General features: G+C 46.5%; 14 protein-coding genes and 2 pseudogenes. 10 read left to right on the top strand and 6 right to left on the bottom strand.

Features of this window, described 5'->3' with window-relative positions; genetic code table 11:
• Positions 1–21: 21 nt before the first annotated feature.
• Genes ACMUEV_RS29170 through ACMUEV_RS29155 form a run of 4 tightly spaced genes read left to right on the top strand, consistent with a single transcriptional unit; the run spans position 22 to position 5,654 of the window.
• On the top strand, positions 22–1,797 hold the full coding sequence (locus ACMUEV_RS29170) for a hypothetical protein (RefSeq protein ID WP_190650326.1): 1,776 nt from the start codon (positions 22–24) through the stop codon (positions 1,795–1,797).
• 27 nt (positions 1,798–1,824) lie between these two features.
• A complete protein-coding gene (locus tag ACMUEV_RS29165; protein WP_190650328.1) occupies positions 1,825–2,961 on the top strand; it encodes a quinone oxidoreductase family protein in 1,137 nt (378 codons plus the stop codon).
• A complete protein-coding gene (locus ACMUEV_RS29160) occupies positions 2,958–4,424 on the top strand; it encodes an MBL fold metallo-hydrolase (protein WP_190650330.1) in 1,467 nt (488 codons plus the stop codon). The genes ACMUEV_RS29165 and ACMUEV_RS29160 overlap by 4 nt, the downstream gene beginning before the upstream one ends.
• Positions 4,425–4,457: 33 nt before the next feature.
• Entirely contained in the window at positions 4,458–5,654 is a 1,197-nt protein-coding gene (locus ACMUEV_RS29155) for a cupin domain-containing protein (protein ID WP_190650332.1), read from the top strand.
• Between the two features lie 85 nt (positions 5,655–5,739).
• Here ACMUEV_RS29155 and ACMUEV_RS29150 read toward each other — a convergent pair whose 3' ends face one another.
• Positions 5,740–6,111 carry a hypothetical protein gene (locus ACMUEV_RS29150; protein ID WP_190650334.1) on the bottom strand — a complete coding sequence of 124 codons (372 nt, stop codon included), beginning with the start codon at positions 6,109–6,111 and terminating at the stop codon, positions 5,740–5,742.
• Positions 6,112–6,129: 18 nt separating this feature from the next.
• Positions 6,130–6,333 (bottom strand): NB-ARC domain-containing protein, encoded by a 204-nt coding sequence (locus ACMUEV_RS29145; protein ID WP_190650336.1) that lies wholly within the window; start codon positions 6,331–6,333, stop codon positions 6,130–6,132.
• A 52-nt stretch (positions 6,334–6,385) separates the two neighbouring features.
• Here ACMUEV_RS29145 and ACMUEV_RS29140 point away from each other — a divergent pair.
• Positions 6,386–6,625, top strand: a pseudogene (locus tag ACMUEV_RS29140) (IS701 family transposase); the annotation flags it as partial.
• 12 nt (positions 6,626–6,637) lie between these two features.
• Here ACMUEV_RS29140 and ACMUEV_RS29135 read toward each other — a convergent pair.
• Positions 6,638–7,462: pseudogene (locus ACMUEV_RS29135) on the bottom strand (IS5 family transposase); the annotation flags it as partial.
• A 146-nt stretch (positions 7,463–7,608) separates the two neighbouring features.
• On the opposite strand from ACMUEV_RS29135, the gene ACMUEV_RS29130 reads away from it, so the two are divergent.
• Positions 7,609–8,532: a hypothetical protein gene (locus ACMUEV_RS29130; RefSeq protein WP_190653341.1), complete on the top strand. Its 924-nt coding sequence runs from the start codon at positions 7,609–7,611 to the stop codon at positions 8,530–8,532.
• A gap of 15 nt (positions 8,533–8,547) precedes the next feature.
• Entirely contained in the window at positions 8,548–8,859 is a 312-nt protein-coding gene (locus ACMUEV_RS29125) for a hypothetical protein (RefSeq protein WP_190653340.1), read from the top strand.
• A gap of 26 nt (positions 8,860–8,885) precedes the next feature.
• Here ACMUEV_RS29125 and ACMUEV_RS29120 read toward each other — a convergent pair whose 3' ends face one another.
• From ACMUEV_RS29120 to ACMUEV_RS29110, 3 genes are all read right to left on the bottom strand, one after another.
• Positions 8,886–9,707 (bottom strand): class I SAM-dependent methyltransferase, encoded by an 822-nt coding sequence (locus tag ACMUEV_RS29120; RefSeq protein ID WP_190653339.1) that lies wholly within the window; start codon positions 9,705–9,707, stop codon positions 8,886–8,888.
• Complete coding sequence (locus ACMUEV_RS29115; protein ID WP_415354714.1) at positions 9,700–10,557, bottom strand: peroxiredoxin-like family protein; 858 nt, start codon at positions 10,555–10,557, stop codon at positions 9,700–9,702. The genes ACMUEV_RS29120 and ACMUEV_RS29115 overlap by 8 nt, the downstream gene beginning before the upstream one ends.
• 82 nt (positions 10,558–10,639) lie before the next feature.
• Complete coding sequence (locus tag ACMUEV_RS29110) at positions 10,640–10,807, bottom strand: DUF4058 family protein (protein ID WP_415354713.1); 168 nt, start codon at positions 10,805–10,807, stop codon at positions 10,640–10,642.
• A 14-nt stretch (positions 10,808–10,821) separates the two neighbouring features.
• Between ACMUEV_RS29110 and ACMUEV_RS29105 the strand changes: the two genes are divergently transcribed.
• The 3 genes from ACMUEV_RS29105 (at position 10,822) to ACMUEV_RS29095 (ending at position 12,033) form a co-directional block, all read left to right on the top strand.
• On the top strand, positions 10,822–11,220 hold the full coding sequence (locus ACMUEV_RS29105) for a hypothetical protein (protein WP_199329720.1): 399 nt from the start codon (positions 10,822–10,824) through the stop codon (positions 11,218–11,220).
• A 5-nt stretch (positions 11,221–11,225) separates the two neighbouring features.
• Positions 11,226–11,567 (top strand): hypothetical protein, encoded by a 342-nt coding sequence (locus tag ACMUEV_RS29100; protein ID WP_190653338.1) that lies wholly within the window; start codon positions 11,226–11,228, stop codon positions 11,565–11,567.
• A 286-nt stretch (positions 11,568–11,853) separates the two neighbouring features.
• Complete coding sequence (locus ACMUEV_RS29095) at positions 11,854–12,033, top strand: hypothetical protein (protein WP_348251658.1); 180 nt, start codon at positions 11,854–11,856, stop codon at positions 12,031–12,033.
• The last annotated feature ends 203 nt before the right edge of the window (positions 12,034–12,236 follow it).

Genomic DNA, 12,236 nt, shown 5'->3' with positions numbered 1-12,236 from the left:
ATCCTTTATCTTCCTAATCCTATGCTGATCTCCGAAATTCTCCACATTTTGCCTGCGAATCTCAATTGGATGGTTCTGTTTGACCTTGCATCGATTCGTCAAGTTACAGATGAATCTGTAATCAAAGCGATGTACCACCTTCCGGGGACAATCGACTTATCTCCCTATAGTCATGTCGTTTTGGCAAACATTGGGCACTTTTTAGCCTATTCTGATCAATCTGCTCTAATCGAAGTTGCATCAGGCAAACATTGGACTCACGATCGCAAGTCTACGTCTCTCTACGATCGATTTGTCGATCGACTATCACTGTTTGCTGTCGATGAAGCAGGTTGTTTGGGCTTAGGCGAGACGGCTCCTTATTCGCCTGTTTTACTCCACATCAAAATCCAAGCAGGGCTAGGACAAGCCCAAGCAGTATTCGATCAAGAACCGTCTCAACAACATTATGAACTCCTTCAGGCAGTGGGAGTAACCTTTTTAGGAGGTGAGCAACGAGGCAGCTACTATGTAGCAGAATTTCAGAATCGACTACCCGTCCACATTCATGCTGGAATCTTATCGCATTTCACTCGAACTGGACATTGCAATCTATTTTTCTTACAGCATGGCACAATTGATCCTCCTCTAGAAGCTGGATTACTGAAAGCCGCAGAGACTCGAATTGCTTGGGCAAGAACGCGAAGCTTAGAAGGATTGCTCTCTTTACTTCAGGATGCAGATGCACAAGCGATGACCTGTCATCCTCCACGACCACAAGCTCCCTTTCCCTATGGCGATTTAGTTCCGCTTGGCTTTGTTCTCAAGGCGCTCAATCAAGCTGACTCAGTTCAAGCTCAGGAATCTCGGCAAGCCATCACTCAGCATCTTCTCAAGCATCGTCAGGATTTACTCTGGGCATTTCATACTGATCGTTTAATTACTGCGACCGATTCTGCTTTAATCCTGCAAGGCATTCAGGATTCTGAATCTGTAGAGGCACTAGAACGCTTTGCCGATGGTCAGGGAGGGTACTATCCGCAGTTGTGGTCGAGAGATCGACAACCTGGAAAGATGAAAGTGGATGAGAGTTGTCGCCATTGGTGCCAGGCAGATTATGCCACGACCTGTATGATCAGAGCGCTTCGGCGAGAGGCAGGATTAGACTCTAAAACCTCCACAAGCTACCTAGCCGCAGGGATAGCAAATCGGAGTGGGTTATATTTTGCAAATCCCTACTTGGTCGATTGGGTCACTGCCTGTGCGATCGCTGAACATGAAACGGATCTCCGTCAGCATCTCTTAGAAGAAGTGCTAGCCAGCATGAATCAAGACTATTCGTTTGGCACGTATGATCCTTCTTTCTCAACTTCGTTAGCAATTTTAACGATGGCAGCGTTGGGATTTAGAGGACGAACGATGAGAGCGGCTCAACTGAGATTACTCAACTTTATGGATAAACAAGGACAATTCCCATCGGTTATGCCCTTCTACTCTAGTCTGCAGATCGATCCAGCAACTCCTCCTTTAACCATCCTAGGCTTGCTCATGATTAATGCTGCTAGCACTCATCAGAAAGCGATCCAGAAAATTCAAGATCACCATTATGGCATTTCTCTCTATGAAGATGCTCAACGATCAATCTCTACTGCATTAGCTTATCTAGCCCTATCTGAATCCTGTACTCCGACACGTCATGATTTGCGCTCCTCTTCACCAGAAGTTCATCCGCGTTACCGTTGCGCTACACATTGCGAGTACATCGCAAAATTTGCGCTCCCTCCCTATTTAGCCACAACTGCATTAGTTCATGCTTAACAACTGATCATCATTTGGTGTCATTCAATGCGAAATATTTCGATCTGTGGTCATCAATTTCAGCTTCTAGTCACGCCTCCTGACAGTGTTGGCAAACTGTCTCTAGAAGGAATCGATATCTTCTGTGGACTGATTCACACGGGTGATATTACGTTCGATCCAAATGCTCCTGAAAACGCCTTAAAAGTCCTGATTCGGAAACGTGCTTTCTCCTGCAATTATCGCGACAAAGCATTCATCTTAAAAATGGCAGTAAAGGCTCCAAGCGATCGATTTTTCACGCTTGGCTCTGAGTTTGTCGCAGAAGTTGTAGCTGTCGGACAAGACGTGACTCAGCTACAAATTGGCGATCGTGTAATCGGGAATTGCTGTTATCCCGAACCTGCTGCTCCAGAACTGAGACCGGGTATTCCAACCAATAGTGGATCGAAAGAATATCAGGTCTTTCATCAGGCTCAACTTCTCAAAATTCCGCCAGAGATGCCCGATGAAGTTGCAGCAGCTTTTAGTATCGGCGGGCAAACTACTTACAGCATGATTCGCAAGCTCGACCTTAAACCAGGAGCGAATGTTCTCGTCACTGCTGCAAAATCGAATACCTCATTGTTTGCAATCAATGTCCTGAAGCATCTCGATGTCAATATATATGCGACTTCGACCTCGCTCAGGTTTGAACCGCAGTTAAAAGATCTCGGCGTGAAGCAACTGATTCAAATCGATCCAACTGTCTCGAACTGGTTCAACTTTGACGCGATCCGAGAAATCTGCCAAAAGACGGGGGGCTTTGACGGCATCATTGATCCCTTCTTTGACTTGCACATTGGTAAAGTCATTCCTTTACTTGCTCCAAATCGCGGTAAATATATCACCTGTGGTTTATACGATCAGTATTCTCATATCACCGAGCGTCCTTTTGAATATCATGGTATGTTAGGTCGAGATTTGTTCGCATATACGATGATGCATAATCTACAAATCATCGGGAATTGCTTGGGAACCACTGAAGACTTACAACGCGCGCTCCGCGATTACGCGACAGGTCGGTTGAGAGTCGTGATCGATTCTGTGTTTACCGGAACTCAAGTCAAAGAATTTTTTGAACGAACCTATCATGATCCAGATCGATTTGGCAAAGTCATTTATCGCTATGAATCAGCCCTATGAAAATTCATCTCCTCGGTCACGCGAGTCTGCTCGTTGAAACGCAGAATTGCAAAATTCTGATGGATCCTGTGCTATGGGATCCGTTTTGCGAAGGCTTAAATGAGTCTTGCCCCAAGCGCGAGGTGATGGTTGAGCAGTTGCCGAAAGACATTGATTTCCTGGTCATTTCCCATCGGCATCTCGATCATTTTGATTTACGATCGCTTGCCTACCTCCCCAAAACAATGGATGTCTTGATCCCGAAAGACCCTCTGCTGCAAGACTGCTTACGTCAGTTGGGCTATACTCAGATCTATTCATTAGCCGACTTTACTAAGGTTTGCGCAGGCGCGACGACATTGATGACCACTCGTTCTGAGGTGCAAGTTCCAGAATTTGGCATGGTCATTGCTGACGAATCTGGGGTCTTTTGGAACACAGTTGATACTTACTTTGCAGCGCCCACGATTCAAGCGGTACGAGCTAATTTTCCGACGATCGATTTCTTGCTGACCACTTGGCACATCAGCATGGAAGGAAAGTATCAGGCAAATCAACCGCTCGCTTTTCCTTTACAATACTATGGCTGTCTATTCAATTTGATCAGTCTAGTTCAGCCAAAAGCGATTGCGCCCGGAGCACAAGGATTCAAATACATTGGTGAGTCAGCTTGGCAAAATCAGACTGTGTTTCCTGTCACGCGAGAACGCTTCTGTCACGACCTTGAGACTGCTTTTCCAACCCTGAAAGAAACGATCTTTCAACTGAATCCAGGGGATTGCTTTACTCTCAATCAAGGACAGTATGAGCAATTTCCTGCGGGTTCTGACTATGCCAAGATGCTAGTAGATGATCGTGATCTCGTTGACTTTGCACCTGTAATTGCTGGTAATCCGCTCACTGATCCTAATCCAGAACAGATCGAACTAGAGACGCTAGAGCAAACGATTGAAACTGAAATTTGTCAGGATTTTTTGCAGTTTATTCTCGAGCATCAGCGCACGCTCTTTTATGAACATTGTCACTGGCAGGTGATATATCAGATAGAAGTTACTTTTCCAAATCGCGATCGCCGAAGATGGAGCATTGATTTCTCACAAGATACAATCCAAATCAAACCTGGACGAAATCCGCATGCCAATCTATTCTCTTACATCACAGCATCGAGTCTGTGTAGCTTAATTCACAAAAAACGAGACTGGGATTATCTGCTCTGTAGTGGCGAATATCGAGGGTTTCATTCCATCTATTCAATGAGCCAATGGGGAGCGGTATCGCCTGATATGACTTCCATCGCAGACCCAATTCGACTCAGGTTTTCGCCCAACTATATTGCTAGTAACAATGTTTACGAAGAACTGAAAAAATGGACATCTCCAGACTCAGTTCCACCTAGCACTAAGTCTGAACCCACCCTGTTCCAGTTGGGCAATCTGCTGATTCGACTCAAAAAATCCCAGCAACCAGCTAATCATTCTGCTTAAACAATAGGCGATCGCACTCACGGAATCAGAACTATGGTGTCGCAATTTGACTTCGATCACTTAATCGCTCCCCTTGACGCTACAGACTTCTTCGCTCACTACTGGGAGAAAAAGCCTTTGCTGTTGAAGAACAGAGATCAAAGCTATTACGCTCAACTGGGTGCGATCGCAGATATTGACGCTATTTTAAACTTCTCCCGGCTCAAACCTCCGGAGATTCGAGTCGTTAAAAATCAGCAGGAGCTTCTGCCCAGCACCTATATCAATACCGACGGTAGTTTTAACCTCAATCAACTCTACAAAGCATATCAGGAAGGACACACCCTCATTATTAACGGATTGCAGCAATTTTGGCAGCCTTTAGCTACACTTTGTCAGACGCTGCAAGCTGATTTGAATCACCTCATCATTGCGAATCTTTATCTATCTCCCAAGAGTTCTAAAGGATTAAAGCCCCACTTCGATACCCACGATGTGTTTGTCTTACAGGTTGAGGGTTCTAAGCAATGGTACGTGCATCATCCATCGCAAGTCACTCCACTCCTTGGCAGTTTTCAACCGATATTCTCAGAAGAACATTTAGGAGAACCGATAGAATCGGTGCGGTTAGAAGCAGGCGATTTGCTTTATATTCCCCGGGGCTTCGTTCACCATGCAGAAACCACCGAAACCTCCTCACTACACCTTACACTTGGAATCTATCCCGCTCAATGGTTCGATCTGATTGTCACTGCTTTAACCGCAGTGAGCATGAAAGATGAGCGCTTTCGTAAAGCGCTACCGATTGGCTTTCTCGATCAAGAAGATCTGAAGTCGAGTCTGAAGACGCAGATGTATGATTTGATTGAACATTTAATGAACAATTTTCAGATCGATGAAGTGATGCAAATGATGGAGGATCGCTTCATTCGGCAAATCCCTCAAATTCCTGATGGGCAGTTCGCCCAGATTGATGCTCTAGATCAAGTTCACCTCAATTCAACGATCGTCAAGCGATCTGGAATGCGATGCCGCATTATTCCGAAAGGATTTAACGTCAGCATTCAATTTCCGGGCAACACGATCAAGGGATTAAGCTACATCGAACCGGCTTTACGCTTTATTGCTGACACTGAGACATTTGTTGTTCAAGAACTACCTGATGTTTTGACTGATGAAGCAAAAGTCACCTTAGTTCAGCGATTAATTCGCGGAGGGTTACTCAAAGTAGCAAACGGCTTTGTTGCATGAATAACAAAAGCGACGATTTTAGCGTTGAAAGAGCTTGAGATTAAGCTTCGACTTGATGTTCTCGGGTTATCTGGGTAGCGCTCAATCAGTGCTTTACACTGAGGATCTGAAATAGCAAAGCCTTTTCTCCTGAATCAAATTTTGTCCAGCTTCCTGTCCCAATCCCGCCGACCTCAGCGAACGAGAGAGGATGGACTTTCCTGAGCAGGCATTTCCCATAACTTTCGCGGCTGGTTAAAACCAAACAGCTTTGATGACGAGTTTCAGCAATGCACTTGAAAAAATATCTATACCCTTCGTAGCTGCTACGATAGCTACCTGCTCGGTTATCGCTGCCCAAAATGGATTCTGCATTATCCAGCACTAGTAAACATCGAGCTTTGCGAAGATACTCCATCAATCGAGAGACTCGACCATCAAGCGATTCTGGCAGTTCCACACGCTGTGAAGACAGCACCCCAATTAAATCCGCTAATCATTCCATGACGGAAATGGCCTTCCGCAGCGATCGCCAAATGACAAACTGAAACGCCTCCTGAACCTGTTCTGCCAGTCTGATCGATAATGCGGTTTTGCCAATCCCACCCATGCCCACGATCGTGATCAATCGACACGGTTCGTCTACCACCCACGGCTGCAACGTTGTTAATTCTTGTGCCCGCCCATATCCCTCTTTCATCACTCTGGTTAGGATAAAATAAGGACGAGTTCTTGAAATTCCTGGTAAGCCGATGGTTGAACCACGCGCACCCGTCAACACCGTTACCTTTATCGACAACTATTGCGAGGTCTACCGGGACTTATTTGTAGACGTGCGAAGTTTTGAAGCATTCAAGTATCTGCATCTCGGCATGCTTAGCGATTTGCCACGTAAGTCACTGCCTGCCATTGCTCGTGCGGTTGGGTTGTCGAGTGATCAAGTGTTGCATCACTGTCTCACTGAATCGCCTTGGTCAGTTGTTGCATTAGACCTCCTGCACGAATCAGTTTGAGTGAGTAAGCTCGTAGTTGAGTAAGCCTGCAATCAGGTTGAAGCGTAGCCCAAAGCGCTTGCGTCGATTGCGATAGCGCTCCGATAAGATGCGAAAGATCTTCAGCTTGCGAAAGGTGTGTTCTACCGTGATGCGAACTTGCGCTAATTGGCGATTGAATTGCCGTTCCGCTTTGGAGAGGGAGCGCTTGCGCGACTTTTTGAATGAAGTACACCTGTAAGCATGAAACTTGGCGATGCCTTGATAGCCTCGGTCTGCGACCCAGAGTTGCTCAAGTTGAGTCGGAAGTTGCGAACCCTTGAAGATGCGAAAGTCATGTTTTCGCCCTTTGTCAAAAGCAGTACAGATAATCATACCGCTGAGATAGTCCACAACCACTTGAGCTTTTAGCGTGTGCCATTTCTGCTTGCCACTGTAGTAAGGTCGTTGTTTTTTTTGGGGCGTTCAATTGGACTCTCACTCACATCGACGACGAGGATGTTCCATTCGGTCTGGGCTGAGTGCAGCGCTTTTTTACCTGGCAAGCAGAACTCACCCGACTGAATCAAGATTTTTTCAATCTTGCGGACAATGTGTCCAACCGTCGTTTCATGAATTCCCCAACTTTGCCCGATGTGGAACTGGCGCTCAATCCTGTAGGAGGGTTTCCCTCCGTAGGGAATTGAGTAAGATGGTGCGATATTCTCGCCAATATTCCATCGCAATGAGCAGTTGGTCTTCGACACCAAACTTGCCTTGTCCGCCACGTTTCCCCTTGCGCATGAGCTTTGGTTTGAGGACTTCGACCATTTTTTCGAAGGTTTCGCGCTTGACTCCTCACTTGCGCTTGAATAAGTTCGGCGGCAGATGTTGAATGCGATTATACATGGCATCGGTCTCCTAAGCAGCTTCTAACCCTCTTTTCCAACGTTCAAATCACTGCTCAGGATTCGTGCAGGAGGTCTAATCAAGTTCAAATTCTTTTGGAAGTCGCGAAGAATGATATTAATGAGTTGCTTCCAAGCTTATTGAATGTTGCTAGGACTATTCGTAATGTTGAGAGAAAGGCAGAGTTTTTTTTAGAATTAGTAAAAAATAATAGTGCGTACTTTTTAGAGGCATTAAATGCTGCACGCTTAATTCAGGATGATTACAGACGTGCTGCGATGCTTTGTGACTTGGCACAAATCGACTCTACGTATTCTTCAGAAGCATTGTCAGCCGCAGAGTTGATTCACGATGAATCTGATCGAGCAAGAGTACTAATAAAGTTAGCGACAAATGACGCTGTGAATTTTGCTCAGTTGCTGGCAGTCACAGGGTCGTTTCAGGACGAGATTAGTCGGGCAAGGTTGTTAATTGCGTTAGCAGAAAATGAGGCTGTAGATTCTCCTAAATTATTGGCAGCCGTAGAATCAATAGAGTTAATCCAGTATGAGTACAGTCGTCCGGGGATGTGGTTTCATTTAGCTAAAATTAATTCAGCGTTCCGTGCTCACCTGTTGTCATTCTTGCAGTCGATTCAAAATGAATCCAGTCAAGTAGAGAAATTACTCATTACAAATACGCCTGAATGGGCAGCAGTATTGGTTACATTAGCCAAAATTGACTCTTCTTACTTTTCAGAAGCTTTGTCAGTTGCACGGTCAATTCAGGATAAATCTAGTCGAACAAAGCTATTGATCGAGTTAGCGAAAATTGACTCTTCTTACTTTTCAGAAGCTTTGTCAGCGTTGCGGATGATTCAGGAAACCTCTGAACCAGATCTACTAGCGCAAAATCCGCTGATGGCATCGTTTTGCTCAGATGTTTGGAGTTTGTATGAGCAGATACTCGCATTGATGAATCTCGCCCAGATCGACTCTACATACTTTTCAGAGATACTTTTGCTCATACAGTTGATGTAAGATGAATCCGATCAAGTGAAGATATTGACTGAGTTAGCTCAACAACTACCTGAATCATTCCTGCCCCAAACTTACACTATTATCTATAGCATTGCTCACAAGCCTTCCTGTGCTGAACTTCTTAGTATCTATCTTCCCCGTCTTCCCCTTGCCATCCTCTCACTCAGCAACTGGCAATCTCATCTCCATCTCCTCGCCCATCGAACCCGCGCTGACCTCATGCAAGACCTCGCCACACTGTACCCAGCGATCGTACATCTCGGCGGAAAAGAAGCCGTCCGAGGCATGGTCGATGCAATGCGTGATGTATGCAATCAATGGAAATGAACCAGTTCCGAAATGAGTCGAATCAATTAAACTTCTGATTTCTGCGCGATCGCATACAAAACATCAACTTCTAATGCGTGAACCTGATAAGTTCGCAGAAATTGTAGATTGGCTTGTCGCACTCGTTCCTTAGCGGCTGGATCGAGTTGATCGATCGTCCCTCGGTAGCCCCCACCCAAACACATCGTCCACCAATCTTCAGGTGTCGTTAAATTGTGGGTTCCCATTTCAGTGAACACCTCAATCTGAGTTACACCACTTTCTTCTAGTAGACCTCTGAGCAAATCAGGGCAACGAATTCGATCCCACGGCGTGAAGGACTTGACTAATTCCGGGCGTTCCACTGCAATCGCATCCCAAAACACTCGATTCGCAGGCTCAAACACTCGCTCTCCCCAAGAAGTAATCGCAAGTTTCCCACCTGGACGCAGCATCCGCCAAAGCTCTCGAACAGCCGCCTGCATATCTGGAACGAAGAAGATTCCGAATACACACACGATCGCATCAAAACTTTCATCCGGGAATCCCAACGTCTCAAAATCTCCAGCCTGAAATTTGATATTTTCCAATCCTTGCTGTTGGGCTTTGTCACGCGCTAATTGCAAGAGCGATTCTGCTAGATCAATGCCCAAAACTTGCCCTGTCGAACCCACACGAACTGCCGCAGGAATCGCAGAAGCACCAGACCCGCAACACACATCCAAAACACGATCGCCTGGTCGCAATGCAAGGTGATTAATCGTCTGTTGTCCAAAACGATTCCAAAACGACAACGCTGGCGCATCAAAGTAATCTGATGCAGCATTAAATACAGCTTCTACCCTGGCAAGTGCCTCTTCTTTACTCACTGAGTTCCTCCAAGAACGCGAGCGGTTGATTCATCTGAGCCGCAAAACCCAGAATTGCGCGATCTCGATGCTCATACAACAACTCACCTTGAGCATTAAACAAGAACGTTGCCCCGCGCTGAGTCAGATAAGCAGAATTTGGCACATAGGTCTTCCAATGACTCAGCACTTCCGTCATATTACGAAGTCGCAAGGTTGCTAGTTCAAACGGACGTTGAAAACCGCTGCCACCTGCCCACCGGAAAGTAGAACCTTTGAGTGGCGGAAGTGGTGCAGCTTTTACAGTCTCATCATCGCCAATCAACTGTGGTGCAGTGCGATCTCCGCGATATCCCCGAAATACTTCTGTTAAAGTTCCAGGACTCCCAATGCCTGCACACATAAGCAGGAGATTGAACCAGGCATTCTGTTCTGTCGAAAGCAATGGCAACTTGAGCGAGAGTCCCGAATACAATTCAAGCTGTTGGTGGAGTTCAGCAGTAGGGTCTACAAACAGACAATCGGGAGGAAAACCTGTGTATTCGCAGAATTTCTCGCCGGAAGCACGATCTCCAATGCCCACTGCTCGAACTGCAACTTCTGTCGATCTCAGCACTTCTGCCTCTCGCTTCAACCACCAAGCATATTCGAGGTTATCGAAATCGCCCAACTGCGACCAAATCAAAACCAGTTGCCGAGGCGCGTTACAGCCGTCTAAAATGGGCACGATCGCACCATCACTAATGCGTTGACGCTGGGTTTGAATCAAGCGATCGTACAGCTTCATGATGCGAACCCGAAAGACTAAACAACTGACCTCAAGAAGTAAAAGTTTACCAAATTCAGTTGCAGTAGATTGCCAATCTGACACCAATCGTGCCGATCCGCTGATATTCGTAAAACAACGAATTGCCCCTATGGCACTGTTCTTGGCTCACTTGTCCATACAGAGGTCATGCGATTGTAAGCACATTAGCACATCTTAGTAATGTCTCTACCCACTGACAGTCTGATTCAGACAGTTTGGGCTGAAGTTGACGAGTATAGTCGATAGCTAGCTGATATCGTCCCTTGTCATACACCCGATGCAGTAAAGCTTGTAGATCGTCATCACACTCCACCGACTGAATTTAAGATGATTGACGATGACCGAGAGTTTCAGATTAAAGTGGACTGGTTGCCCTCAGATGATCGCGCCCGCAATGCGTGGGCGAACCAAGACGATGCCACTCGTGATGCAGCCTATGCGTGTGCATTAGCGGCAGTTGAATTGAGTCGCGGTCTGGTGGCACTGCGACGGGCAGAAACCCGAACTGGCGCAGATTATTATGTTGCTCCCATCGGACAGACACTCGATGATTTGGAGACCTGTTTTCGTTTAGAAGTCTCTGGCACGGATTTGGGCAGTGCCGAAGTCCGACGACGGTTGCAAGAGAAAGTGGCTCAAGCGAGTCGTGGAAACAGTAATTTGCCTGCTATTGCCGCAGTTGTCGGATTTCGAGCAAAATTGATTATGATTAGCTCAGTGAGGTGAAACACATGAGTTGGTTGGAGCATCATACTCAAAGTGAACAGTATGCCAGTCTTGCTGAGGTTGCTCATCGAGAGGGAGAATTCGCACGATCACGGGAGCTTTATCACCTCGCCGCCGAGTGCGAAACCCGTGGGCTTGAAGATCTGGATGTGACGAAAACACGAACCCTGGGCATTACCGTCGTCAGTGCCGTTGCTTTATGGTTAAAGGCGGAAGAATTTGGCATCGCAGAACGACTGGCATACCGGTGGTTAGCTACAGACTTTCTACCACCGTTTGCTGTTCAAGAACTGCGTGAACTTCTACAGGCGATTTGGCGAGAATTACAAGTGTCAGCCGCACTGTAAAGCGAGTTCTTCAAGGGTGACTAATGATGGATGTCAAGATGCAAGATCTCAATCTGCTTAGGAATCTTGACCCTGTTATGCTCCAGTTATACCTTCAATAGTAGAGATGGCAAGAGAATTCAGCAGTTCGTCATGCTTCGCTTTAGGTTCACAGCGAAACTTCAAACGCGGAGGTGTTGCTGCCATCAAATCAAACCTTAGTGGATTTTTCACGACGAATGTATGAGCTGCTGGAAACACTAAGAACTGTAGAGGGGCGACCTCAACTTGACATTCTGCATGCTCCTTGCCGAATGTGACCATTCAAGGAATGGTGACTCATATCTGCGAAGGAGTAACCGAAGGCAGAGTCATCGTGATGGGCGTAGTGATCGGTAAGTTGCGGCGCATTCAGCTTGATCTGGTTGATCCGTCCTACGAACTTGCGGTCAAAGCGTATCAAGCACATTCGCCCATTCTTTGCTAAGGGGATCTTATCAGGCAGGGAAGTGCTTTCCGGTTGCAGCACCCACAAAACTTCAGGCTAGATCTTGATGCTTGGACAGGCTGAGATAAAGCGAGTTCGGCGCTCAATCGGGGGAGCGTTGAAACTGGACGAGCCGCGATTAGCGCAGAGCGCAACTCCGTAGGAACCGCAATGCACATCGCTCTCAACCCTTGGGAGATCCT

This window comes from Leptolyngbya sp. FACHB-1624, assembly GCF_047649235.1.
In the GTDB taxonomy this organism is placed as follows: domain Bacteria; phylum Cyanobacteriota; class Cyanobacteriia; order Leptolyngbyales; family Leptolyngbyaceae; genus Leptolyngbya; species Leptolyngbya boryana.
Note: the sequence above shows the minus strand (reverse complement) of the source record. Positions and strands in the feature narration are given on the sequence as shown.